This window comes from Pseudomonas sp. TNT3 (assembly GCF_010095445.2).
GTDB lineage: Bacteria > Pseudomonadota > Gammaproteobacteria > Pseudomonadales > Pseudomonadaceae > Aquipseudomonas.
Genome location: NZ_WFGV02000027.1, coordinates 28493 through 53702, shown reverse-complemented (window position 1 = coordinate 53702; position 25210 = coordinate 28493). Strand labels below are relative to the sequence as shown.

Genomic DNA, 25210 nt, shown 5'->3' with positions numbered 1-25210 from the left:
TAAAGGGCTAAAAGGCAGAGTGAGCGACAGCCCAATATGCGAGTGAGTAAAACCGGAAAGCGATTGCTGCGTCTTGTGTAACACACGTTATTTTCAACGCATGCAACGACCAGCGAGTGATCGGCATTCTAACGACAGGCCCGAAGCCGATATTTCTTCAATGCGACAACAAATTACAGAAGCACCGAGAAAGCCGTTTGGGCACGTTGACAGCCCTGCATTTTCATGCAGGAGCAAAAGACAGTGAACCGATCTATGCTGCAAATTGCGGGCCTATTATTGGCAAACCCTTCTAATCCGGCAAGCGTAGCGTGGTGTCTTATTTTCAGAGGGGCTGCAGACGCCCAAGGATGGGGCTTTGCGTTTCTCAATGCCCCGTATCGGCGCGAGCGGTTACACATTTAGTTACTTGAATGGGTTCGGGTAACAGTGGGAAAAGGATGACAGGGGATGCCGATAATTATTGGCTGATGTTTATTTAGCGTCTGACAGATCGCCATCGCTAGCAGGCTAGCTCCCACAGGGGAATTGCGCTGGGCTCAAATTTTGAATCCACTGAAGAACCTTGTGGGAGCTAGCCTGCTAGCGATAAGGCCCGAACAGCCCCCACAAAACCCCAGGCAAAAAAAACCCCATCCGGCGCAACACCGGATGGGGGTTTTACTGACTCAAAGACAGCGGTTAAGCCACATTCATCGTCTTATGCGTATCAATCAAATGCTGCACCACACCCGGGTCCGCCAGGGTCGAGATATCACCCAACCCATCGTACTCAGCCGTCGCAATCTTGCGCAGAATCCGGCGCATGATCTTGCCCGAACGCGTCTTCGGCAGCCCCGGTGCCCACTGGATCACATCCGGTGAAGCAATCGGCCCGATCTCTTTACGCACCCAGTTCTTCAGCTCCAGACGCAGCTGCTCGGTCGGTTCTTCACCATTTTTCAGGGTGACGTAGACATAAATGCCCTGCCCCTTGATGTCGTGCGGCACACCGACCACGGCAGCCTCGGCAACTTTCGGGTGTGCAACCATTGCGCTCTCGATCTCGGCGGTGCCCATACGGTGGCCGGAAACGTTCAGCACGTCGTCCACGCGACCCGTGATCCAGTAGTAACCATCTTCGTCACGTCGCGCACCGTCACCGGTGAAGTACATGCCGCGGAAGGTCTTGAAGTAGGTGTCGACGAAGCGGTCGTGATCGCCATACAGCGTACGCGCCTGGCCTGGCCACGAATCGAGAATGACCAGGTTGCCCTCGGCCACGCCTTCGATGATGTTGCCCAGGTTGTCGACCAACGCTGGCACGACGCCAAAGAACGGACGCGCCGCAGAACCCGGCTTGAGGGCGTGAGCGCCGGGCAGCGGGCTCATCATGTTGCCGCCGGTTTCGGTCTGCCACCAGGTATCGACGATCGGGCAACGGGATTTGCCGACGTTCTTGTAGTACCAGTCCCAGGCTTCCGGGTTGATGGGCTCACCCACCGAACCGAGCAGACGCAGGCTGCTGCCGTCAGCGCCTTCAACCGCTGCAGTGCCAGCCGCCATCATCGCGCGAATGGCGGTCGGTGCGGTGTAGAGGATGTTGACCTTGTGCTTGTCGACGATCTTCGCCACCCGGGTGATGTCCGGGTAATTCGGCACGCCTTCGAACAGCAGCGTGGTCGCGCCGTTGGCCAATGGGCCGTAGACGATATAGCTGTGGCCAGTGACCCAGCCGACGTCAGCGGTGCACCAGTAGACTTCACCGGGACGGTAGTCGAACACGCGCTCGTGGGTCATCGCCGCGTACAACAGGTAACCGGCGGTGGTGTGCTGCACGCCCTTCGGCTTGCCCGTGGAACCGGAGGTGTAGAGGATGAACAGGGCTTCTTCGGCGCCCATCTCCTTCGGCGCGCAAACACTGCCCGCCACTTTCATCAGGTCTTCGAACCAGATGTCGCGATGCTGGTTCCACTTGATGTCGCCGCCGGTGCGCTTGCACACGATGACTTTCTGAATGCTGCTGGTTTCCGGGTTGGTCAGCGCGTCGTCGACGTTGGACTTGAGCGGGATTTTCTTGCCCGCACGAATGCCTTCGTCCGCAGTGATCACCACTTTGGAGCGGCAGTCGATGATGCGACCGGCCAGGGCTTCCGGCGAGAAACCACCGAACACCACCGAGTGAATCGCGCCGATCCGGGTGCAGGCCAGCATGGCGACCACAGCTTCAGGGATCATCGGCATATAGATAGTCACCACGTCGCCGCGGTGCACATCCTGGCCGCGCAGGGCGTTGGCGAACTTGCAGACTTGTTCGTGCAGCTCGCGGTAGGTGATGTTGCGGCTTTCGGAAGGGTCATCCCCTTCCCAAATGATCGCGATTTGATCGCCGCGCTCGGCCAGATGACGATCGAGGCAGTTGTAGGAAACGTTCAGGGTGCCATCGGCAAACCATTTGATATCAACGTGGTGATCGTCAAAGGAAGTCTGCTTCACCGTGGTGAAAGGCTTGATCCAGTCGAGGCGCTTGGCTTGCTCGCGCCAGAAGCCGTCCGGGTTGACGACCGACTGCTGGTACATGGCTTTGTAGGTTGCCTCGTCGGTCAGCGTGTTGGCTGCTACCTCGGGACGGACGGGATACAGGGAAGCCGCACTCATCTTTCTTACCTCGGTGAAATAGTTGTTTTTGTATGACCCTGTTGTAGCCGGGCCAGCCGTATAGAACCATTCGACGATGGTAGTAACAAGCCCCTACAAATTATCGTGATAAGCCTCAAACGCCCGCCACGACGCCTGTAGGAGCAGGGTTTGCCCTCGAATGCGATATCACTGAAAACTTAAACCTGAAGATCAACAACGCTCACTTTGTAGCAGCTGGCGAAGCCTGCGTCCGGCTGCGAATCAGTCGTGAAATCTGATAGCGCAGTTTCGCCTGACACACCGCATGCCCCGAAATGACGACTGCTTCGCAGCCGGACGCAGGCTTCGCCAGCTGCTACAAGTCGTGTGTTAGCGCTGGGAAACACCGATTGTTACGAAATCTGTCAAAGGTGTTTATCAAAACCCCACCTATATGAATTCACCCCCCGCGCCTAAAATCCAACTCGCCAACCAGGCAAGTGATTAACCCAGTTGCAGCCCCCACGAAGGCAGTTAATCCAAGACTCTTGTTAAAGCTCCACACGCAACCCCAAAAAGGTTGCGTGACCCCATTCGACCTCTAAAAGGTAAATTTGAAATGAAAGCTTTATTAGTTCTGGCCCTCTCCAGTCTGTGCGTAACCGCCATGGCAGACGAGGTCCCGACTGATGTCGCACAGCAAAAACCGGCCATCGAGGAATACACTTACTCCACTCACCTGGACATCGCCAAAGTTGTCTCCATGAGTGAAATCCCGAATGTGTGCGAAGTGGTTCCAATGAAAATGGAATACGACGACTCCACCGGTCAACGCCACATCCTGCGTTACAGCGTCATGGGTAACGGCTGCTCCAACGGCTGATCACCCGCTCCCCCTTTATACGGTTTGACCCGTCCGCCCGTCATTCCAGGCAGATGAAGCGCCAAACCGTATAGATCGATTTATACGATTGTTTTAAGCACTTATTTGCGCTTTTTAATCGATTTATCAGGCGTAGTATGAATTCCACACCCAAGGCACAAAACGCCAACGAACCTGGAGCCACTACCATGAAAACCAAACTGATCCTCGCCCTGACCCTGTCTGTACTGGCCGCAAACACCTTTGCCGCCGACGGTTATGACCGCACCGGCTCGGCCACTTTCACCCACGAAGCAGCCGTTGCTGCAGATGGTTACGACCATACCGGTTCAGCGTCTTTCGCTGCCGATGGTTCGGATCACGTCGGTGCAGGCAAACTGGCTTCTGATGGCTTTGATCATACGGGCGCTGCCAAAGTAGCTGCCGACGGTTTCGATCACACTGGCGCCGCGAAAGTCGCAGCCGATGGCGCCGATCACGTAGGTGCCGCTCGTTACAGCTGATCCTATAGCGTGACTTTACAGCCCGACCCCGGTCGGGCTTAGTTGTGTCTAGGGCTATGGAAAAACGCCTTTAAACACAAGATGTAGTGAAAAACGTGATTTTTTGGCTATTTTTTGAACAAAAAATCAGCACGTCAAAATTTAAGAAAAAAAATCTTCAGCCGCGATATCCAGCCAAAGCCCTGTAAAGCCTCGCTCCGACCGAAAATCCCCTCGCCTCGACCGCTCCATGCGCGGATTCGCCCCACCACGGCCGCAAAAATTTCCCTATAATGCCGGCTTAAACGGGCCTGCAATATCCCCTTACAGGGGTCAAAAGCCAGTCTGAAGCCCACGCAGAACTGTTCACGCAATCTGCGCCCGTCAGCGGCTTCGGTATACCCGTACAAAATTCTGTTTGATGCCTGCGTATAGCTGCTGCAAAAAACGATATTCCTTTAGATCCAACGCGGTCAGACCCGACCGTGTGAAAAATCATCACACGGGCATCTGGCCCTCACGCAGGAGACGACACGTCATGCTGAGCTGGGACGAATTCGACAAAGAAGACAGCGCCGAAACCGTGGTCAAAGGCGCCAACGCCGGCCACGCGACTGAAGCCAACATGGACCGCCTCGACACCGCAGGTGGTGTTGCCGCTCAAGAAGCTCGCGCTGTAACCGCGTCTGACTCCGCCGCCATCGCTCGCGCCAAGGCCGCCCTGGACAACCTCGACATCGCCGAAGGCCTCGCCGAACTCGAAGGCGCCTCCGCCCGTGTGGCCGTCGACGAAAAGCGCATGATCAACTGCCGCGCCGACCTCAACCAACTCGTACCTTTCAAGTACGACTGGGCCTGGCAGAAGTACCTGGACGGTTGCGCAAACCACTGGATGCCGCAAGAAGTCAACATGACCGCCGACATCGCCCTCTGGAAAGATCCGGAAGGCCTGACCGACGACGAGCGCCGCATCGTCATGCGCAACCTCGGCTTCTTCTCCACCGCCGACTCCCTGGTTGCCAACAACCTGGTCCTGGCCGTATACCGCCTGATCACCAACCCGGAATGCCGCCAGTACATCCTGCGCCAGGCGTTCGAAGAGGCGATCCACACCCACGCCTACCAGTACTGCATCGAATCGCTGGCCATGGATGAAGGCGAGATCTTCAACATGTACCACGAGATCCCATCGGTCGCGAAAAAAGCCACCTGGGGCCTCAAGTACACCCGTTCGATCTCCGATCCGAAGTTCGAAACCGGCACCGTCGAAACCGACAAAGAACTGCTGCGCAACCTGATCGCCTACTACTGCGTTCTGGAAGGCATCTTCTTCTACTGCGGCTTCACCCAGATCCTCTCCATGGGCCGTCGCAACAAAATGACCGGCGTCGCCGAGCAGTTCCAGTACATCCTGCGCGACGAATCCATGCACCTGAACTTCGGCATCGACGTGATCAACCAGATCAAAATCGAAAACCCGCACTTGTGGGATGCTGAAATGAAGGAAGAAGCTTCGCAGATGATTCTGCAAGGCACTCAGCTGGAAATCGAATACGCACGCGACACCATGCCTCGCGGCGTGCTGGGCATGAACGCAGCGATGATGGAGGACTACCTGAAGTTCATCGCTAACCGTCGTCTGTCGCAGATTGGATTGAAGGAAGAGTATCCAGGGACGACTAACCCGTTCCCTTGGATGAGCGAGATTATGGACTTGAAGAAAGAGAAGAATTTCTTTGAGACGCGGGTTATTGAGTATCAGACTGGTGGGGCGCTTAGCTGGGATTGATGGCTGAGTTCGCCACGATTTGATGATTTGAATCTGAATCATTAAATCAAAAATCTGAAAGCCCCGATCTTATCGGGGCTTTTTTATTGCGTAGGAAAAAGCTTACCTACGCTCTCAATTGTTGCTAAACCTCCCACAGCTATTTCAGTTTCGTCCGTATTGTCGGCCGATTAATGCGTCGTTAAGCTCTGTTACAGGTGCCTAAGAAACGCCCAACGTAGAAGCTGCTCACTGATTCAAAATCGCGCATGTCTCGAAGACACGTGTGCGACATTTTGTTTGTAGTGAGTGCTTGTTGGGATTTTCTTCAATCCTCTACGTCGGGTTTTGGCTCTATCCAAAAACAAACGTAGAGGTAATGGAAGATGCCCATATCGACTCTCCTCCGCTTCTCCATCTCGGAGATCGGTCATGCTTGATCCATTCATACCAACGGTATTCACCCGCCATCACCTTCGTCTCCACGCCCTTCTTCTGGAAAACCAACCGTGGTTTTGTGCTCGTGAACTGGGTCGGTTAATGGGCTTCCATCTCAGTGATCGTGCAGTCAACAAGTTGGACGAGGATCAGCGGCATATGCTGTTGATTAACTACAACGGCAAGCCTGAGAACCAACTGATGATTAGCGAGTCCGGTGCGTATGCCTTGTTGGTGTATCACTACGTGCCAGGGAATCGGTTGTTGCGCGAGTGGTTGACCCATCAGGTGGTGCCGGCCCTGCGCGATGCAGGGAAGTCAAACAATACTGATCGGCCCATGTTGAGTTTGCTGGATTGGCCGGAGATGTCGTTGAGCTTGTTGCATTGGCAGAATGAGGGTTGGATTCGGCTGCGGGACATGCCTTATTTGTTGTTAGGCCGCACACGTCGGCGCGCGCCAGCTGTTAAGCCTTGGTGGCGAAAGGTTTTGGGCGTGTTTCAGCTTTCAAAGCATCCGGTCGGTTAGGTTTTGTAGAATCGCGCGAAGGAAACGTCGTACTTTTCTGTAGGAATTTTCGTAGACAGCCGTGATGGCCACTCAGTATCGTCCGAGGGTTTTCAGCCCTCGGCGATTTTATGAGCGACAAGAATAAAGACACTGACTGGAGCATTCCTGAGATTGAGGCTGCAGTTGACGCCTATCTGAAGATGTTTGAGTTAGAGCGAACCGGCCAAAAATTTAGCAAGGCACATGAGAATCGCGTACTGCGTGCATCAGCCCTACCCACCCGCACCAAAGGCTCAGTTGAATTCCGGATGCAGAATATCTCTGCTGTTCTAATGAGAATGCATCGGGAGTACATAAAAGGGTACAAGCCAGCCAGAAACGTAGGGGCAAACGTTGAGCCAGCAATCCGAGCCGTATTGATTGAAAAGGGGGTCACGCCAGGAGATCCAACGGCTCCTACTGCTGATGATGAAGTGCTAGAGCGGCGAGCGGCGGCACTGGAAAAGCTGCCTCTCGAGAATGAACCTGTGGGGATTTTGAAGCCCAAGCGTGCTCCTGCCCAAGGTACAGCTTATATACGCGACCCGAAGGTTAGAGCCTGGGTTCGCAAGAAAGCCAAAGGGATATGTGAAGGGTGTGGTCAACCGGCGCCATTCACTAAAGATGACTTGCCCTACCTTGAAGTTCACCACGTTAAGCACTTGGCGAATAAGGGTTCTGATCAAGCTAGCAACGCTGTGGCGCTTTGTCCGAACTGCCATCGACGCTGTCACCACTCGAATGACAGTGAGGGATTCACTGAGTCGCTTTATCAGCAAGTGAAGCGATTGAGACGTGAGTAATTGGACTGCATAGAACCTGTGGCGAGGGGATTTATCCCCGTTGGGCAGCGAAGCAGCCCCAAAACTGCCAAATGCGGTCAATCAGAAAGATCCATTTATTCGCTTTGCGACTGCTCCGCAGCCGAACGGGGATAAATCCCCTCACCACAGATTCATGCCTAGCTTACTGTGTTCATGTTAGGAATCGCGAGCAGGCTCGCTCCCACAGGTTTGGCGTGTTGCCGTTGAAATTAAAGGGTTCTGAAAACAGTCAGTGCAACCCGCCACGCCTCCCGCTATTAATACGCCACTGTTCTCCCTCAGACCCGAGCCCACCATGAAATTCGACCTCGCCTACTGCCTAAGCCTCGACGACAAGCTGTCGATCTATGACGTGCGCGATTTGAATTTCGACGAGACCATGGCGTTCGATTCCGCGAAAGAACATTTCCAATGCCCCAATGACGCCTGCAGGGCGGCGTTCGATGCCGCAAATGTGTTGACGACGTTCAACGCCAAAAACGTGAATTACGTTCGCACCCCGCATTTCAAAAATACGCCAAGCACCCGGCATGTTGAGGATTGCCCTTATGTCAGTCTCAAATCGCCGGCGCCTGGAGTGGACGCGGATGCGGCGGAAACGGATGACAGTCGCGAGGAACATTTCCCATCGGAGTTGTTGCTGACTCGACGTGAGTATGTGCGCAAGCCTTCGAACACGACGGTGGTGGCGGATGTAGTTCGTGAGGAGGCGAAACCGTATTTAGCCGCAGGAGATGTCGAAAAACCTGCCCACGATTCCGCTCCAGACAAGACCAGCATCTTCGCCCATCCAGTGGAGTGTTTCGTCTCGAACTTCGAAGACAAAGACCTGCTCAAGCGCATGCCTTTGAAGATTGGCGAGCACACGGCGCCCTACGGGTCATTCTTCAAGAAGATCGAATACCTGACGGACAACAAGGGACTGATTTACTGGGGCAAGATCAAGGAGATCAAGGATTACACACAGAGCTTTCGCATCGATTTCGAACAGAAGGTCTGGTTCAAGCAAGCGGACGAGGCGAAGAAGAAGCCGTACTCAGTCAATGTGTACCTGAGCAAGAAGCTGATCGACAACTACCGCAAGCGCAAAGCGTTTCTGGAAGAGATCAAGCACGCCATCGAGAGTGGGAAGGACTTGTATTGCTTCTTTTATGGCGTGACGCCGGAGTTGAAACAGGTGCCGAGCAAGAAGAACCCCGAGCAGACGTTCGGGGTGTTCAGTGCAAATATCGAGAACCTGGATCACTTCATTATTCGGGAAGCGCCGGGGTTGGCGCAGCAGTGATCAGCTTTGTTGGAGTTGTCGCTCAGTCTTTTTGACCTTTAATGCCTCTGAGGAAGTCGTTCGCGTACTCATCCGGCTAGCTGAAGCACATGCTCAGCATGACCAACATTAACAAACCAACATAAACCCGCGCATGCACCCGATCCGGAATCCGACCGATCCATGGCGTAGCCAATCGAATACCCAATAACGACCCCATCGTCAAAACCGCAAACGCCAGCAGATCCACATAGCCGATGAACCACGTCCCCAGATCAAACTCGGTGAACCCCGCCATCCCCATGTAAGTTAGCGTTCCTGCCACCGCCACGGGCAGGCTCAGCGGATTCGCCATGGACGTCGCCTGGGTCATGCTCAACCCGCAGCGCCGCAACAAAGGCACAGTCATGACGCTACCGCCTACGCCAAGAAACGTAGCAATAGCGCCGATTCCTACACCGCCACCAGAAACTTCCGCCCTTCCCAATTGACGTGGGATTTCGTTATCGGTTTGCGTAAGAAATCCGCGTCTGAGCAGGCAATCCAGAATGGTTACGCCCAGATAGGCGATGAAGGCATAGCGAATCACCTCGCCACTGACCCACATCGCCGCGACCGCGCCAACGACTGCACCCACTCCGATGTACCCGCCCAACGGCCACAAGTAATCTCGGATCAGATTGCCGGCGCGACGGTGTTTCGCGGTGGCAAGCAGTGCGTTGACGATCATGACGCAGGTCGAGGTAGCGACAGCAATATGCATCGCCGATTGGCCGATGGAGTCGTCTGCGCCGTTGCTGGTCATAAGCATGCGGTACAGCAATGGCACGACCACGAAGCCGCCGCCAAAGCCAAACAGCACAGCGGTAGCGCCCGTCATGCAGCCGAAAAGTGTCAGCAGTAAATAGAACATCGCGTGTCGTCCGCTGGTTGAGGGGGGACGACGATAAACCGGCCGGGGTTGGCTCGCTTCAGCAAGCCAGCCAATAATGTTCGCGTTTACGCCAATCGCCGGATGTCTCAATGCGCAATGTTTCAATTGATCTGCTGGATGACACGCCGCGACCCGTGGTAGCGACCGGTTCGGATTATTCGTACGGGCATCTGTTACCCCGTCATACGCACCGGCGCGCACAACTGTTGTATGGGGCAACCGGGGTGATGCAGGTGAGTACGCACGACGGCAACTGGGTCGTGCCACCGCAGCGTGCGGTGTGGATACCAGCGGGCATTGTTCACGAAGTGGTGATGTTAGGGGTGAGCACCCGCAGCCTTTACATCGAACCGGGGACTGTCGATCTGGGGAGTCGTTGTCAGGTGATCAATGTTTCGCCGTTGATGCGACATTTACTGATGGAGGCAGTGGAGATTCCCTTAACGTATGACGAGGCCGGGCGCGATGGAGCGCTGATCGATTTGCTGCTGCACGAATTGGCACGCAGTACTCATTTACCGCTGCACATTCCGTTGCCTGTGGACCCCCGGCTCCTCGGGTTGTGCCAAGGTTTCGTACAGCATCCCGATGCACACCAGTCGCCGCAGCAGTGGGCTGATCATTTGCATACCAGTCTGCGCACGTTCAATCGTCTTTTTCGCCAGCAGACCGGCTTGAGTTTCAGTCAGTGGCGACAGCGCGCCTGCGTGGTGTTAGCACTGGCGCGGTTGGCGGAAAGTGAACCCGTAACGCGGATTGCGCTGGACTTCGGTTACGACAGCCCCGCAGCGTTCTCAACAATGTTCCGCCGCGTCCTGGGACAGGCGCCGTCCGTCTGGTTGAACACGACCAAATAGGAGAATCGAAAAAATCAATTTGATCCGGGCGCAAAACAACTGTACAAAAACACAGTACATTTAAAACCAGCACTCTCGAGCCCGGAGAACACCATGGCCTCTCACGCGATCAAAATCACCCTGGAACGCATCGCCCTTTTTCAATTCACCCCCGCCCACTGTGCCCAAGCCCGGGCAATGCTGGGTTGGAGTATCGAAGAGTTGTCCCGGGAATCCGGGGTGTCGGTAGAGGCCATTCAGCGATTCGAGAATGAGCAAACCGTGCTGGATGTCACTCGATTGGCGTTGGCTTATCGGCTGGAATCCGAAGGCCTGGCGTTCTTCCCAGGGTTTGCGCCGGGTAGAGGGATGAACGTGCGAGGGTCTACGCCTAATCCAGTTGGGCGGGCGGATTATGCGATGGTTGAGTAAAAAATCATGGATGGAAGATTATCCCCATATAGATATATTCTCGTAAGCGTAAAAGGAGCGCAGGACCACGCAAGAGGATCATAAAATGATTGAAATCGAAGAAGGCAGTGGCAACGTCTACGAAGATCTCGGGACACCTGACGCCAGTGAAATGCGAGTCAAATCCCAGTTGGCGGCAAAGATCGGCGAGATCATTAAAGCTCGTCATTTGACTCAGGTTCAGGCGTCCGAGATTTTAGGACTGTCACAACCGAAACTCTCCGAAATGTTGCGAGGAAAGTTTCGTGGCATCAGCGAGTCCAAAATGTTGGATTGCCTTTTACTACTTGGGAGAGACGTTCAAATCGTCGTTAAGTCAGCCCCCGTTCAAGAAAAGAGGGCCGGATTGAAGTGGTTTTCACCTGAAGCGTGCTGGGTTGCTAATCACAAACTAAGGTTTGAATTGAGGCACTTGCCGCGCATGGGACGCTTGTTCATAGCCATAAGCCAATGCCAACAGCGTGGCTTCGCTCCACCGTGTTCCGAAGAAGAATACCGACGTTGGCACCCCGCTTTCTTCAATGCCGGAAGGCATCATGATGCCGGGATATCCAGCCAGGGATATGACGTTCAACCCCGGTGAACCGACGTCCATGACCACGGCATCCAGTTGATGCGTTGCCAGCAATTCATCGATGACCGCTGCGTTTTCCCGTTGAATGTTCTGCCACAACTCGTTGTAGGTAGGTTCGTCAAAAACAACGTTTTCGACCTGCTTCAAGAAGGCGTGCCCATGCCCCTCTGTGCCGGGAGCGTTTTCGGTGAAGCGCACAATTTCTTCTACGCTATCGACCGCAAGACCCGTTCGGGTCGCAAGGTATTTCGGAATGTATTTTTTGAAGCTCATCGACAGGGCCTTTTCTATCCCTGGGGAATCAGGATCTTTGAACTCGACCGGTATCAACGTGGCGCCTGCGGCCTGCATGACCTCCAACGCTTCTGAAAACTGCGGATCGTCTTTCATGGCTTGACCGCTGGCGTCGAACTTGACCGGATAGCCGATGCGCCGCGCAACCAGTGAGTCGGGTTGCAGCAGTGCCGTGTAATCCATCCCTTTGAGGGCGTGAGGTTGTTTGACCGGATCGGCGTCGTCACTGCCCGCCATGGCGTTCAACAGCAATGCGGCGTCCCTGACGGTTCGTGTCATCGGCCCTGGCGTGTCGAGTTTGGGCGCCAAAGGGACGATGCCACTGCGACTCAACAACCCTGTCGTGGGTTTGAGGCCTACCACGCCATTGAGGGAGGCTGGGCAGATGATCGAGCCAGAGGTTTCGGTTCCAACGGTTAACGGTGCAAAACCTGCGGCCACTGCCGCACCGGAGCCCGAGCTTGAGCCGCAGGGTGTGACACTCAGCACATGGGGATTTTTGGTCTGTCCACCGCGTCCGCTCCAGCCTGGAGGGATTTCGGGATCGCGGAAGTTAGCCCATTCGCTGAGATTGGTTTTGCCCAGGATGACCGCTCCCTCAGCCCTGAGACGTTGTACGACAAAAGCATCCTGCGCGGCGGGTTGCCCGACCATGGCCAAAGACCCGGCACTGGTTTGCATCTGGTCGGAGGTGTCGATGTTGTCCTTGAGCAGGACTGGAATGCCATGCAACGGACCACGAATGCGCCCCTGCTGTCGCTCCTGGTCCAGTGAAGCGGCGATGTCCAGCGCATCCGGGTTGAGCTCGATGATCGAATTGATTGCCGGGCCGTTTTTATCCAGCGCCTCGATACGCTGTTGCAGGTGCTGCACGATTTTCACAGCGGTTAGCTGGCCACGATCCATTCTTTTGCCGAGCTCATCGACACTCAAGTATTCCAGCCTCGACTCGGGTGCAGGCGTTTGCGCATGGGCGGCGCCAGCGATCGAAAGCAGGACAATGGCGGACAGCCGCGTCATGCGGCCTTGCAAATTTACATCCATGTGAACGGTATCCTTGTGATGACTGATGGCGAGTGACAAAGCTCACTCGCTTTCCAGCCTACCGACGCAGCCAGGAATGTGTGTCATCACTGATCGTCAGATCACGTATGAATGCGCCCTTTACGCTGTAGCCGCTTTATCCAAGGCTTTGCTGGTTCTGATACACCTGCTGCTCTACGTCATACCACCAGGCTGCGCCACGGGACGGGTACTTCACGTTGAATGCAGCCCCCATCTGCGGCGTAGTAATCGACACATTGCGCTCCCACGCCAACGCCAGAATACGGTCGAACGGTTCGTACCAGGCATGCATCGACAAATCGAAAGTCCCGTTGTGAATCGGCAACAACCAGCGTCCTTTCAGGTCTATGTGCGCCTGCAGGGTCTGCTCCGGTTGCATGTGCACGTGCGGCCAGTCGACGTTGTATGCACCGGTTTCCATGAGCGTCAGGTCGAACGGGCCGTACTGTTCACCGATGCGTTTGAAGCCATCGAAATAGCCGCTGTCACCGCTGAAGAAAATCCGCGTATCACCCTCGATCATCACCCACGACGCCCACAACGTCGTGTTGCCGTCGAACAGGCCCCGGCCGGAAAAGTGCTGCGAAGGTGTGGCGATGAATTGGATGCCCTCTACCTCGGTGCTCTGCCACCAGTCCAATTGGCGCACCTTGTTCGCATCGACGCCCCACTTGATCAAGGTATCGCCGACACCCAGTGGCGCGAGGAAGTAGTTGGTCTTGTCCGCGAGCCTGAGCACAGCCTGATAATCCAGGTGGTCATAGTGATCGTGGGACAGGATCACCGCCTCAATGGGTGGCAATTCCTCAAGACTGATGGGGGGCTGATGAAAGCGTTTCGGCCCGGCCCACTGGACCGGCGAGGCGCGTTCGGCGAAGACCGGATCGGTGATCCAGAATTTGTCCCGCAGTTTGAGCAGCACGGTGGAGTGGCCCAGGCGGTAAACGCTGTGATTGGGCGCAGCGATCAACGCGGCTTGCGTCAGGGTTTCCACCGGCACGGCAGCGGTCGGACGAGTGTTGCGCGGTTTGTGGAAAATCACGTTCCACATGATGCGCAAGGTTTTACGAAAGCCTTCGCGTTTGACCGGCGCATGGTTTCGAAAAAGCCCTTCGACCTGCCGGGAAGATTCAGGGGGTTGGGCGTTGTCCGCCGCGGAATTTGAAATGGCCATGAATGAATGACTCCAGAATGACCGCAATCAATACGGTGCTTCTCGGTGGAACGGTAAATGGCCAAGCATGCACGCATCAGCCGAAGTTTCTATTTTTGACCGCGCAGCATTAACAAAACATTACACTGCACAGTGTAGTTTCAAGGTTGCATCAAAGTGGATCACAAGTAAACTACCAAGTGTAATTCCTTTTTCTTCCTGCCGAAGCGTACTTATGACAGCTCCAAAGCGCCTGACCGACCGAAAACGTGAAGCCATCATCCTGGCGGCGATTGCCGAATTCCGTGCCAACGGTTTCGACATCACCAGCATGGACAAGATCGCTGCTACGGCGGGCGTTTCGAAGCGCACGGTGTACAACCATTTCCCGAGCAAGGAAGAATTGTTCGCCGAAATCCTCAATCAATTGTGGTCGCGGGTGACGGAGGAAAAGGAAACGTACTACCACGCTGATCAGCCGTTACGCGACCAAATGCGCCTGATACTGATGGCGAAGTTGCAAACCCTCGGCGATGAAAACTTTCTCGACCTGGCACGCGTTGCCATCGCCGCGACTATTCATTCCCCCGAACGCGGGCAGAACATGGTTGCGCGCATGGGCGAGCGAGAAGAGGGCCTGACAGTGTGGATTCGCGCAGCTCAGGCGGATGGTCGGTTGAAACCGGTCGACCCGGCATTTGCTGCGCAGCAAATCCAGGGAATCCTCAAGTCCTTTGCGTTCTGGCCGCAAATTTCCATGGGGCTGCCAGGCCTTGAATCCGACATGCAAAACACAGTCGTCGACGCTGCGCTGGACATGTTCCTGGCCTGTTACGAGCTGCGATAAATGACAATGTCTGCGGCAGGGGTCAAGGTTTCGCCGACGCTAAATTAAACATCACGATGTGTTTCAGAATGAAACTGGCGCGGGCGCTATAGTGATCTTCAGTCCCACCGACCCGTAGAGGGCATCATGACCACGCCGACCGAAACCCAGCCCGCCCCCCACGTCGATCACCGGCGTTTTCTCCGCCATCACGATCACTTGGCGCCGACCTTTGGCAACGACAAGTTTGCCTTGCGCGCCGAAGCCTTTGCCCGGTTCTTCGGCACGCCGACCTTCTTGGGTGCGCAGACGCTGATCGTCGTGTTGTGGGTGTGCCTCAACGTCTTTGGCGTAGCGCACTTCGATCTGTATCCGTTCATCCTCCTGAACCTCGCGTTCAGCCTGCAATCGGCCTATGCCGCGCCGCTGATCCTGCTCGCCCAGACCCGCCAGGCAGCGCGGGACAAGGCCCAGTCGGACGCCGATGCGCAGCACCGTGAAGCACTGGCCGTGGCCAATTCCGAACGTCAGGCACAAGCTGCGCAGAACTCCGCTCAACTGCTGGAACTGCTCGAGCAAAACACCCGACTGACCGAAATGACCAAATCGCTGACCGAGCGCATCGAAAACCTCACCTCGGAAATGCACCAGCACTTTGTGCTCAAGGATCAGCCCAAGGCCTGATGCGTCTCACGACACCTTCAGCGCTTGCCCGAGCTCATATGAGGGTATGCAGGGTTGAGCGGGCGTATGCGTTCAAGCTGTGAATGATGCGGTGTTCTTCAGGTCGTCATCGCGAGCAGGCTCACTCCTACAAGGGTTCGGTGCTGGACACCCAACAGGTGATCAACGCAATCCCCTGTAGGAGTGAGCCTGCTCGCGATGGGGCCAGCAAAAACACCTCAAATCTCAGCCCTGAACAAGGCTCCGAACCGCCGCAATCTCCGGCACATCCTGCCGATTCATGTACACCCGCAACGGTTCGGTAATGTTGATCCGGTCATCAATATTCTGGTCCAGCAACAACTGAATCAACTCGCGTTTAAGTGTCATGCCCTGCTCCGAATCAGCCGCCCAGACGAATTCGCTGGTGGGAATAATGCCGTCGTCCGCCACGTCCATCCCGAAGGAGTCTTCGCTGAAACGCACGATGTACTGACCGGTTTTGCGATTGAGGCCGACAAAGCCTTTGAGTTGGTCGGCGGCCTGGCAGATGAGCTGGGAAGTGATGCGCATGATAAACCTCACAAAAGGTCGAAAAGGACCGGTGATCGATGGTTTACACGCAGGGCAAGCGATCGGATTTCCCTCTGCCGGGGAAACGCCAGGGGCAAGAGTACTGCAAAGAACCGCACAAACGTGCTCAAAATATCTGCTTTAAACAGGTTTATGTCGGTCTGGCGATAGCGCTCAAAGTCCTCAGTTGTTAAAAGGGACGTCTTTGAATCTCTGCGAAAGGACCTCGACCATGCCTGTCACCTTCACCAAAAGCGCCCTGCTGCTGAGTGTACTGCTCGGCCTCGGCCAGGCTCAGGCTGCCAGCGAGCCAAGCCCCACGGCGCTGGCGACCCGTATGGGCATCCCGCACCCAGCGGTGATCGCACACCGTGGCGCCTCGTTTGATGCCCCGGAATCCACCGCGGCGGCCTACAAACTGGCCCGCGACCTGGGAGCCGATTACCTGGAAATGGACCTGCAGCGCAGCAAGGATGGCGTGCTGTTCGCCCTGCACGATGACAACCTGCAACGCACCACTGACGTCGCCACCAAATTCCCTGAGCGCAAGGACAGCCCGGCCAATGCGTTCACCCTCGCCGAACTGAAAACCCTCGACGCTGGCAGCTGGTTCAACACCGCGTACCCGGACCGCGCGCGCCCATCCTTCGTCGGCCTGAAAATCCTGACACTCGACGAAATCATCGACATCGCCCAAGGCAACCCGCTGCATAAGCCCGGGCTGTACATCGAAACCAAAGAGCCGAAACAGTTTCCCGGCCTCGAACGCGACCTCAAGGAAAAACTTCAGGACCGCGGCTGGTTGAGCCCTGCCGGTTCGAAACTGGCGAAAAGCGAATTGGCGGTCGGCCAGGGTAAAGGCAAAGTTGTGCTGCAAACCTTCGAGAAGAGCAGCCTCGAACTGCTCGAAAAGGAAATGCCGCAAGTGCCGAAGATCCTGCTGCTGTGGGTCGGCCCAGGCAGTATCGAGCCTAAATCCAGCGTGACGTTCGCGCAGTCCGGCGACAAGGACAAAGCCACTTACTACGCCAAACAGGAACCGAAGAGCAAAGCCGAATTCCAGCAATGGATCGAGTACGCCAAAGCCCAGGGCGCCATAGGCACCGGGCCTTCTGTGGCGCTGACCAAGGGCGGTGATCAGAGCTATTCCGATCTGGTGCAACCTTGGATGAATCAGTACACCCACGACCAAGGTCTGCTGGTGCATGCCTATACGGTCGACGATGCTGTGGATTATCAGAAGGTCATGGATGCCGGTGTGGACGGCATCTTCACCAACCGCGCCAGCGAACTATTGAAGTTCTATAAACGCCCGGCGGCGGCCAGTGTTGCTCAGTTGCTGCGCAACAACGGGTATTGATTGAAGACCGAGTCGACCCTATTCGCGAGCAAGCTTTGCTCCCACAGATCCTGCTACCCCCGGATTGGAGCATGACCTGAAGGAGCAAGGCTTGCCCGCGATGCTTTTTTGCCGGCTCAATAGAATTAAGCCTGAATTAAGTTGCCACAGTTAATCTGATCCCACTTAAACAGCTCATCCAAGGAAAGAACCTCATGAAAACTTTGACTGCTATGTTCACAGCTGCTGCCCTGACCCTCACCGCTGGCCTGGCCCAGGCCGATGTGCCGGTCGATCAGATTCCGCAACTGGTGAAAGACGGCAAGATCAAGCCGCTGGAAGAACTGAACAAGGTCGTACTGAAGCTGCACCCAGGTGCCACGATTACCGACAGCGACCTGGACAACCACTTCAACGGTTATGAATACGAAGTCGAACTGCGTGACGCCCAAGGCGTTGAATGGGACGTTGACTTGAACGCTGCTACTGGCGAAGTCCTGAAGAACAAAAAAGACGACTGATTAAACACCTAAAAAAAAGCCGCACGATCCTCGGATCGTGCGGCTTTTTTTGCATCCGCGATTTGATCAGGCGAACGCCCGGAACCACCCTGCTATCAAGCGCTCAGGCGCGCCGTCACTTCATTCAGCTGGCCCGACAACCCGTGCAGGTTGTGGCTAGCCGCCTCAGTGCGCTGCACGTTGTCCAGGTTGGTGCTGGCGATGCTGGTGATTTCCGTGAGGTTGCGCGAAATGTCTTCGGCCACTGACGTCTGCTCCTCGGCAGCCGTGGCGATCTGACGATTCATGTCGCGAATCGCTTCCACCGCGTGGGTGATGCGTTCGAGCATCGCCCCCGCCTGGGTCACCTGCTCGACGCTTTCTTCACTGCGCGACTGACCGCTTTCAATCGCCTGGGCCGCGTCCACTGCACCGGTTTGCACGGTCTGGATAATCTGGTTGATCTCGATGATCGACGCCGCCGTGCGCTGGGCCAGGCTACGAACTTCATCGGCCACCACGGCAAACCCGCGCCCGGCTTCACCGGCACGGGCCGCTTCGATGGCTGCGTTAAGCGCCAGCAGGTTGGTCTGTTCGGCGATACCGCGAATCACTTCCAGCACCTTGCCGATACGTCCACTGTCGGTTTCCAGCTGACGGATCACCGTGGCGGTGCTGGCGATTTCGCCGCGCATTCGGGTGATGGTATGAATGGTGCCCTGCATGACTTTTTCGCCCTGCTGCGCCGACTGGTCGGCATCATCGGCGGCGCGCGCCGCATCGGCCGCATGACGGGCGACTTTCTGCGCGGTGGCGGACATTTCGTTCATGGCCGTGGCCACCTGATCGGTGCGGTTGAACTGCTCGTTGGTGCCGCTGGCCATGAGGCTGGCGATGGACTTCAGCTCGCCGCTCGCGCTGTCCAGATCCGAGGCGCTGCGCTGCAAGCGGGTGAACGTATCAGCGAGGAAATCGCGCAGCAAGTTGGCCGCGACGGCCAGCTTGCCCAACTCATCCTGACGGGTATTGGCCACACGCTCGGCAAAGCGCCCCTGGCTGAGTTGCGCCACATACTCGATCAGTTTGCGGATCGGTTCGACCAGGTTGCGATTGACCAGCCACAGGCTCAACAGGCCAATCAACAGACCCGACGCCAACATCACCACGATCCCCAGCAACACTGTGCGATCTGCACTGGCGCTGATCACGGTCGACTGCTCGACGCCCTGCTTGCGCAACTCGCCGACCAGTTCGCTCATCTGCTCGCTGGCTGCACGATCGACACCTTTGACAGCTGCGTCGCCGGCCGCGGGATCAGCACCCGCGGCCACATAGGCATCGCGCCCCTTCTGATACGCCGCGCCCAGCAGGCGATGCTCATCACGCAGGCGTTCGATGCGTGTCTTGAGTGGTGGCTCGATACCTTTCTGCCCGGCCAGTTCACCGAGGATGTTTTGAACATCGCGCTGACGGTCTTCGAACTGCTTCCAGTACTTGTCCAGATCGGCCGGTTGTTTGCCGCGCAGCAGGACGTTTTTCCATTCCTGAACCTGCACCTTGAATTGCAGGTTGGCTTCATCGATCAACTGCGAGGTGTGCAAAGGTCCTTCGATCAGGTTTGCATAGCTCTGCACGCCACTGGACAGAAAGTGGAAGCAGGCCAGGGCGATCAGCAACATCGCCAGCAAGCTCCCGCTCAACAAGGCAAGGATTTGTGCTCTCAGGGATTTTTGCAAAAACATCGAGGGGAATCTCATGACAGGGATAAGACACGCCCGGCAGGCGTGCAAGATGTCCGGACCTCCCTGTCGGCGACGCTGGTCCACGACCACATCGCGATATTCAGCATCACCGTCATCGGCGTGCCAGAGCCTTTCTTTAATCCTTTCGGCCGTTGGCAGTCACAAACATCAGCGACATCGAACGGTCACAAAACGGTCAAACCTCCTTGCGATGATGCGGCTCCAGTGAACCTGTAAAACCCGCAACAACCGCCTTCGCGCAGCGAGACCTCATGAACCACAGCATCGACCAAAGCCACCGTGATCCGGACCTGTTCGGTCTGCTCTATGGGTTCAGTTTTCGCCCCGGTGAGCGTGGTCGGGAGATCGACTCAGCCATGGCGTTGCAGTGCCTGGAGCAACCGGAAAACAACGACGACTTTCTCTGGCTGCACCTGAACCTCGCGCACGCTGCCTGTGAGCGCTGGATGAAAAGTCACCTGGGATTACCCGACGAGTTTTTCGAAGCGCTGCATGAAGGCTCCCGTTCGACGCGCATCGAACATGTCGATTCCGCCTTGCTGGCGGTGGTCAACGATGTGGTGTTCAACCTCAGCAGCATGGTGTCTTCGGACGTGTCGACGCTGTGGGTGTGCGCACGCAGCCGCCTGATCATCAGCGCGCGCCTGCAACCCTTGCACTCGGTGGACAAGCTGCGTACGTCGGTGAAGGCCGGCGAACGTTTTCGCTCCCCGCTGGAATTGCTGGTGCACTTGCTGCGCGACCAGGGTGAAGTCCTGACGCAAATCGTGCGCAGGACCAGCCAGAGCGTCGACCAGATCGAAGACGAGTTGCTCTCCTCGCGGCTGTCCACCAACCGCGCCGAGCTGGGCGCCAACCGGCGGGTGCTGGTGCGTTTGCAACGCCTGCTGGCGCTGGAGCCAGGCTCGTTATTGCGCTTGCTCAATCGCCCGCCGCAATGGCTGCAGAAGGAAGACGTGAAGGAGCTGCGCAAGTCCACCGAGGAGTTCGCGCTGATCATCAACGACCTCACGGCCCTGGGCGAACGGATCAAGTTGTTGCAGGAAGAAATCGCCGCCAACCTTAACGAACAAAGCAACCGCACGCTGTTCACGCTGACCGTGGTGACGGTGCTGGCGCTGCCGATCAACATCATCGCCGGCTTCTTCGGCATGAACGTCGGCGGTGTGCCGCTATCGGGGGATCCGGAAGGGTTCTGGATTCTGGTGGCACTGGTGGCCACGTTCACCGTCATTGCGGGGCGCTGGGCGTTCCGCAAGCGCCAGGATTATTAAGATCAAAAGATCGTTGCTTTCAGATCAGCGGCCCCCACAAACACCGCAAACCCTGATCTGAAGCAGCCCCTCAGTAACATTTAGCAACGATCATGGGCGGCATTCCTTCCCTCCTCAGGATTGTCCGTCATGGCTACGCCTTCCTACTGTCCCGATGCGCAGGCTCTCGCCAGTAGCGTCAAGCCGCAGTTCGATAAAAAACCCGGCCTGTTCACCCTGGTGATTTTTTTCGGTGTGTTGGCCGGCGGGCTTTTGTTCACGGCCTATAGCCTGATGCATGACGTGCATGAACTCGGCACCGTGGTCACCACCTGGACGCCCTTCGTGCTGCTCGGTGTTGCCCTGCTGATCGCCCTCGGCTTTGAGTTCGTCAACGGTTTCCATGACACCGCCAACGCCGTGGCCACGGTGATCTACACCAATTCGTTACCGCCGAATTTCGCAGTGGCCTGGTCCGGCTTCTTCAACTTTCTCGGCGTGCTGCTTTCCAGCGGTGCGGTAGCGTTCGGCATCATTGCCCTGCTGCCGGTGGAATTGATTCTGCAAGTCGGTTCGTCCGCCGGCTTCGCGATGATCTTCGCCCTGCTGATCGCCGCGATCCTGTGGAACCTCGGTACCTGGTGGCTGGGTTTGCCGGCGTCGTCTTCACACACTCTGATCGGCTCGATCATCGGCGTCGGCGTGGCCAATGCCCTCATGCACGGCCGCGATGGCACCAGCGGCGTGGACTGGGCGCAAGCGACCAGGATCGGTTACGCGCTGCTGCTTTCGCCCCTGGTCGGTTTTGGTTTCGCCGCGTTGCTGCTGCTGGCGTTGCGCGCTTTCGTCAAGAATCGTTCGCTGTACAGCGCTCCGGAAGGCAACACGCCGCCACCGTGGTGGATTCGCGGCCTGCTGATTCTGACCTGCACTGGCGTGTCATTCGCCCACGGTTCCAATGACGGCCAGAAAGGCATGGGCCTGATCATGCTGATTCTGGTGGGCACGCTACCGATGGCGTATGCGCTGAACCGGACCATGCCGGCCGATCAGGCCTTGCAGTTTGCTGCTGTGGCGCAAGTGACCCAACAAGCGCTGGAGCGCAGTGCGCCTCAACCGGCGCCTGCCGATCCAAGAGCGATCCTGTCTGACTATGTGGGCAGCAAGGACGTGACGCCGCAACTGATCCCCGCCCTCGCCGCCCTGACAGGCCACATCGGTAATGAAGTGAAAGGTTATGGCTCGCTGTCGAAAGTCCCTGCCGAAGCCATGGGCAACGTGCGTAACGACATGTACCTGACCAGCGAAACCATTCGCCTGATGGAAAAGAACAAGGTCGGCAATTTCGACGCCGACACCGTCGACAAGCTGCAACTGTTCAAGCAACAAATCGACAACGCCACGCGGTTTATTCCGTTGTGGGTGAAAATCGCCGTGGCCATCGCGCTGGGGTTGGGCACCATGGTCGGCTGGAAGCGCATCGTGGTGACCGTCGGCGAGAAGATCGGCAAGACCCATTTGACCTATGCACAGGGCGCCTCGGCGGAAACCGTGGCGATGCTGACAATTGGTGCCGCCGACATGTTTGGCCTGCCCGTGTCGACCACCCATGTGCTGTCATCGGGCGTCGCCGGGACAATGGTCGCCAACGGTGGCGGCTTGCAAATGAAGACTATCCGCAACCTGCTGATGGCCTGGGTACTGACATTGCCAGCGGCGATTCTACTGTCGGGCAGTTTGTATTGGTTGTTCACGCAGTTGTTCTGATCACCGGCTCCCACAGGTTTGGGGGTTATGCCTCACAGACCCGGCGCATCACCACCCGCTCACGCACCACGTCATACACCCAGTGGTAAACATAGGTGTACGGCAGGAAAAACAGCAGCACACCGATGTCCAGCACAAACGCCTGCCACAGGCTGACGTTCAGCCACCAGGCAATCAACGGCACGCCCAGCGCCACCAGCCCGCCTTCGAACAGCAGCGCATGCACCACGCGAACCCAGGCGTTATGCACAATATTCAGGCGTGCCAGCAGCCGATCGAACAGGCCGTTGAAGATCACGTTCCAGGCTAGCGCCAGCGCTGCGATGATGACGGTGACGACGCCCATTCCAGCATCGGTTTGTCCATGATCCACGCCAGTAGCGGGGTACAGATCAGGATGGCCAATGTTTCGAAGCCGACGGCCTGCAGGAAACGTTCAGTGATGGATTTGCTAGTGCTCATGACCAGACTCCTCTGAGTGACTGTGGTTGCCATGATCCGGCACTGCCCCGATACTTCATAATCAATAACCATCGATCAAGGCGATAGTTCATGGCCTCGCACGAAGTGTTGCTGGCGTTCGTCCAGGCAGCCACCCAAGGTTCGTTTTCCGCTGCGGCACGCAAGCTGGGTCGCAGTCAGTCGACCATCAGCGCCGCCGTGGCCAGCCTGGAAATCGATCTGAATCTGATCCTGTTTGACCGCAGCAGCCGCAAGCCCACGCTGACGCCGGCGGGGCACGTCATGCTGCAACGGGCCGAGGACATCCTGGCCGCCACCAGCCGGCTGGAAATGTCCGCCAGCCAACTGTCCCAGGGCGTCGAAGCCAAGCTCACCGTGGCGATTTCCGACACGTACCAGTCCGACCGGTTCGAGGCGGCCCTGAGTGCGTTCGAGCAACGCTATCCCGACCTGGAACTCGAATGCCTGATTGCCGAATGCGACGACCTGGTGGCGTTGATACAACGAGGTCGGGCGCATGTCGCGTTTGCCGAGATGCAGGAAAGTTATCCGCCGGATCTGGTCAGCTCGACCGTCGAAGAGCGCACGGAAATTGCGCTGTTCGTCTCCCGTGCGCACCCGTTGGCGACGCTGAGCCATATTGATCAGGAGGTGTTGCAGCAACACCGCGAGCTGCGGCTGGCGACGATCGTCAATCCGTATGAAAGCCGTGCAAAAGGCCGCGTCTGGTCGGCGCCAAGTTACCTGATGCTGCTGGAAATGGCTCAGGGCGGATTTGGCTGGGCGCCTTTGCCCCGCTGGCTGGTGGGTCGTTTTGACGCCGGGGCGTTAGTGGAGCTGAAGGTGCGCGGCTGGCCGAAACCGGTGTTTGTAGATGCGCTGTGGTCACGCCTGCATCCGCCAGGGCCGGCGGGGAGTTGGTTGCTGGGCAAGATGCTGGAGTAAACACAGACCTATCTGTAGCAGCCTTCGGCAGCTGCTACAGGGATGACGTTTCACGCAGCGTCGATATCTATCGGCCGATTGCTCTGAAAATACTCATGCAACCCGCGCATCATCGGCAACTCCAACGCCTGCGCCGCGTAACACAAACCCACTCGCCGGGTCGGTGCCGGCAGGTGCAATGCGCGGGTCACCACCCGGTCATTCCCGCTCACCAATGACTGCGGCAACATCGCCACACCAACCCCCGCCGCGACCATGTGCAGTGCCTGTTTCAACGAACCGGCATGCCCGGCCACCGCTTCCGGCGAACGCCCGTACAACGCCATCAAACGCTGATGGGAAGGATGCTGCGCACAGGTGATCCAGTCATCGATCGGCGTCCAGTGCTGGCCCGCCTCCCCCTTGGCCATCGGATGCCCGACCGGCAATGCCATCACGTAGGACTCCTCCCACAACGGCAGGAACAATTCGTCCTCGCAACACATCTCCTCCACCGCCAAGCGACCGTCGCCATGGCAACCCTCTTCCAGCGTGAGCAGCAAATGGGGTAACGCCTGATGGGCCATGCGCACGAAGGCTTCGATCTGGCTGTCGGCAATATCCCCTTCAATCCCCAGCACCAGTGGTGACCGGTTTTCTCGACCACGAAAAAGCCGGCTCAATGCCTCGGCCTCCGCCACCATTCGCCGGGCTTGCGGGTACAGCACCCGTGCCTCATCGCTGACCTCCACACCTCGGGGCTGACGGAGGAACAACGTCGCGCCCATGTCTTCTTCGAGCTGTTTGATGGTGACTGACAGCGTTGGTTGGCTGAGGAACAATCGTTGCGCCGCCGAGGTGATATTGCGTTCCTCGAATACGGCGATAAAGGCTTTAAGGTGACGGATATCCATAGGAAATTCCGATAGCAGAAAGAGGAATAAGGCATTTTTCAGCCAGCAAGGCGATAAATATACTGCGCCTTACGTTTAGTTATTTGTTTTTCC

Annotated in this window: 23 protein-coding genes and 2 pseudogenes; 17 read left to right on the top strand and 8 right to left on the bottom strand. The window is 56.8% G+C overall.

Translation table 11 applies throughout. From position 1 onward, the window contains the following. Positions 1-681 precede the first annotated feature (681 nt). Complete coding sequence (acs, locus tag GBC55_RS16955) at positions 682-2637, bottom strand: acetate--CoA ligase (protein WP_162438694.1); 1956 nt, start codon at positions 2635-2637, stop codon at positions 682-684. Positions 2638-3217: 580 nt separating this feature from the next. Between acs and GBC55_RS16950 the strand changes: the two genes are divergently transcribed. The 6 genes from GBC55_RS16950 to GBC55_RS16925 all read left to right on the top strand — a co-directional run bounded on the left by GBC55_RS16950 (position 3218) and on the right by GBC55_RS16925 (position 8827). Next, positions 3218-3481 (top strand): DUF2790 domain-containing protein, encoded by a 264-nt coding sequence (locus tag GBC55_RS16950; RefSeq protein WP_162438693.1) that lies wholly within the window; start codon positions 3218-3220, stop codon positions 3479-3481. A gap of 188 nt (positions 3482-3669) precedes the next feature. Continuing rightward, positions 3670-3984 (top strand): hypothetical protein, encoded by a 315-nt coding sequence (locus tag GBC55_RS16945; RefSeq protein ID WP_162438692.1) that lies wholly within the window; start codon positions 3670-3672, stop codon positions 3982-3984. 517 nt (positions 3985-4501) lie between these two features. Next, positions 4502-5752: a ribonucleotide-diphosphate reductase subunit beta gene (locus GBC55_RS16940; protein WP_028622416.1), complete on the top strand. Its 1251-nt coding sequence runs from the start codon at positions 4502-4504 to the stop codon at positions 5750-5752. A gap of 411 nt (positions 5753-6163) precedes the next feature. Then, complete coding sequence (locus GBC55_RS16935; protein ID WP_162438691.1) at positions 6164-6697, top strand: Bro-N domain-containing protein; 534 nt, start codon at positions 6164-6166, stop codon at positions 6695-6697. A gap of 110 nt (positions 6698-6807) precedes the next feature. Continuing rightward, positions 6808-7521, top strand: a complete 714-nt coding sequence (locus GBC55_RS16930) for an HNH endonuclease (protein WP_162438690.1) — start codon at positions 6808-6810, stop codon at positions 7519-7521. Positions 7522-7837: 316 nt separating this feature from the next. Continuing rightward, the gene (locus tag GBC55_RS16925; protein WP_162438689.1) at positions 7838-8827 is read left to right on the top strand and encodes a hypothetical protein; all 990 of its coding nucleotides are present in this window, start codon (positions 7838-7840) and stop codon (positions 8825-8827) included. Positions 8828-8903: 76 nt separating this feature from the next. Here the strand turns inward: GBC55_RS16925 and GBC55_RS16920 are convergent, their stop codons facing one another. Beyond that, a complete protein-coding gene (locus GBC55_RS16920; RefSeq protein ID WP_162438688.1) occupies positions 8904-9719 on the bottom strand; it encodes a sulfite exporter TauE/SafE family protein in 816 nt (271 codons plus the stop codon). A 110-nt stretch (positions 9720-9829) separates the two neighbouring features. Between GBC55_RS16920 and GBC55_RS16915 the strand changes: the two genes are divergently transcribed. From GBC55_RS16915 to GBC55_RS16905, 3 genes and pseudogenes are all read left to right on the top strand, one after another. Beyond that, positions 9830-10597: a helix-turn-helix transcriptional regulator gene (locus GBC55_RS16915; RefSeq protein ID WP_162438687.1), complete on the top strand. Its 768-nt coding sequence runs from the start codon at positions 9830-9832 to the stop codon at positions 10595-10597. A 93-nt stretch (positions 10598-10690) separates the two neighbouring features. Then, positions 10691-11008 (top strand): helix-turn-helix transcriptional regulator, encoded by a 318-nt coding sequence (locus GBC55_RS16910; RefSeq protein ID WP_162438686.1) that lies wholly within the window; start codon positions 10691-10693, stop codon positions 11006-11008. Between the two features lie 85 nt (positions 11009-11093). Beyond that, positions 11094-11413: pseudogene (locus GBC55_RS16905) on the top strand (helix-turn-helix transcriptional regulator). A 25-nt stretch (positions 11414-11438) separates the two neighbouring features. Here GBC55_RS16905 and GBC55_RS16900 read toward each other — a convergent pair. Both GBC55_RS16900 and GBC55_RS16895 read right to left on the bottom strand, forming a co-directional pair. Continuing rightward, complete coding sequence (locus tag GBC55_RS16900) at positions 11439-12959, bottom strand: amidase family protein (RefSeq protein WP_162438685.1); 1521 nt, start codon at positions 12957-12959, stop codon at positions 11439-11441. 136 nt (positions 12960-13095) lie between these two features. Then, a complete protein-coding gene (locus GBC55_RS16895) occupies positions 13096-14154 on the bottom strand; it encodes an MBL fold metallo-hydrolase (RefSeq protein WP_162438684.1) in 1059 nt (352 codons plus the stop codon). 214 nt (positions 14155-14368) lie between these two features. Between GBC55_RS16895 and GBC55_RS16890 the strand changes: the two genes are divergently transcribed. Together GBC55_RS16890 and GBC55_RS16885 are read left to right on the top strand one after the other, a co-directional pair. Further along, positions 14369-14980, top strand: a complete 612-nt coding sequence (locus GBC55_RS16890; protein WP_162438683.1) for a TetR/AcrR family transcriptional regulator — start codon at positions 14369-14371, stop codon at positions 14978-14980. A gap of 126 nt (positions 14981-15106) precedes the next feature. Continuing rightward, complete coding sequence (locus GBC55_RS16885; RefSeq protein ID WP_162438682.1) at positions 15107-15643, top strand: DUF1003 domain-containing protein; 537 nt, start codon at positions 15107-15109, stop codon at positions 15641-15643. 225 nt (positions 15644-15868) lie between these two features. Here the strand turns inward: GBC55_RS16885 and GBC55_RS16880 are convergent, their stop codons facing one another. Further along, entirely contained in the window at positions 15869-16195 is a 327-nt protein-coding gene (locus GBC55_RS16880; RefSeq protein WP_162438681.1) for a DUF2025 family protein, read from the bottom strand. A 232-nt stretch (positions 16196-16427) separates the two neighbouring features. Here GBC55_RS16880 and GBC55_RS16875 point away from each other — a divergent pair, with 232 nt between their 5' ends. Both GBC55_RS16875 and GBC55_RS16870 read left to right on the top strand, forming a co-directional pair. After that, positions 16428-17555: a glycerophosphodiester phosphodiesterase gene (locus GBC55_RS16875; protein ID WP_162438680.1), complete on the top strand. Its 1128-nt coding sequence runs from the start codon at positions 16428-16430 to the stop codon at positions 17553-17555. A 194-nt stretch (positions 17556-17749) separates the two neighbouring features. Beyond that, positions 17750-18055 (top strand): PepSY domain-containing protein, encoded by a 306-nt coding sequence (locus GBC55_RS16870; protein WP_162438679.1) that lies wholly within the window; start codon positions 17750-17752, stop codon positions 18053-18055. Between the two features lie 95 nt (positions 18056-18150). Here the strand turns inward: GBC55_RS16870 and GBC55_RS16865 are convergent, their stop codons facing one another. Beyond that, positions 18151-19776 (bottom strand): methyl-accepting chemotaxis protein, encoded by a 1626-nt coding sequence (locus tag GBC55_RS16865; RefSeq protein WP_162438678.1) that lies wholly within the window; start codon positions 19774-19776, stop codon positions 18151-18153. Here GBC55_RS16865 and GBC55_RS16860 point away from each other — a divergent pair. The 3 genes from GBC55_RS16860 (at position 19684) to GBC55_RS16850 (ending at position 22817) form a co-directional block, all read left to right on the top strand. Next, positions 19684-20013, top strand: a complete 330-nt coding sequence (locus GBC55_RS16860) for a hypothetical protein (RefSeq protein WP_162438643.1) — start codon at positions 19684-19686, stop codon at positions 20011-20013. The two genes, GBC55_RS16865 and GBC55_RS16860, sit on opposite strands and share 93 nt — an antisense overlap. Positions 20014-20048: 35 nt before the next feature. Further along, complete coding sequence (locus GBC55_RS16855; RefSeq protein ID WP_162438677.1) at positions 20049-21071, top strand: transporter; 1023 nt, start codon at positions 20049-20051, stop codon at positions 21069-21071. 129 nt (positions 21072-21200) lie between these two features. Further along, positions 21201-22817: an inorganic phosphate transporter gene (locus GBC55_RS16850; protein WP_162438676.1), complete on the top strand. Its 1617-nt coding sequence runs from the start codon at positions 21201-21203 to the stop codon at positions 22815-22817. A 25-nt stretch (positions 22818-22842) separates the two neighbouring features. On the opposite strand, the pseudogene GBC55_RS16845 reads toward GBC55_RS16850, so the two are convergent. Continuing rightward, positions 22843-23279, bottom strand: a pseudogene (locus tag GBC55_RS16845) (multidrug/biocide efflux PACE transporter). 90 nt (positions 23280-23369) lie between these two features. Between GBC55_RS16845 and GBC55_RS16840 the strand changes: the two are divergent. Then, positions 23370-24224: a LysR family transcriptional regulator gene (locus GBC55_RS16840; protein ID WP_162438675.1), complete on the top strand. Its 855-nt coding sequence runs from the start codon at positions 23370-23372 to the stop codon at positions 24222-24224. Positions 24225-24274: 50 nt separating this feature from the next. On the opposite strand, the gene GBC55_RS16835 is transcribed toward GBC55_RS16840, so the two are convergent. Then, positions 24275-25117, bottom strand: coding sequence for a LysR family transcriptional regulator (locus GBC55_RS16835; RefSeq protein ID WP_162438674.1), 843 nt, complete (start codon positions 25115-25117; stop codon positions 24275-24277). Positions 25118-25210 lie beyond the last annotated feature (93 nt).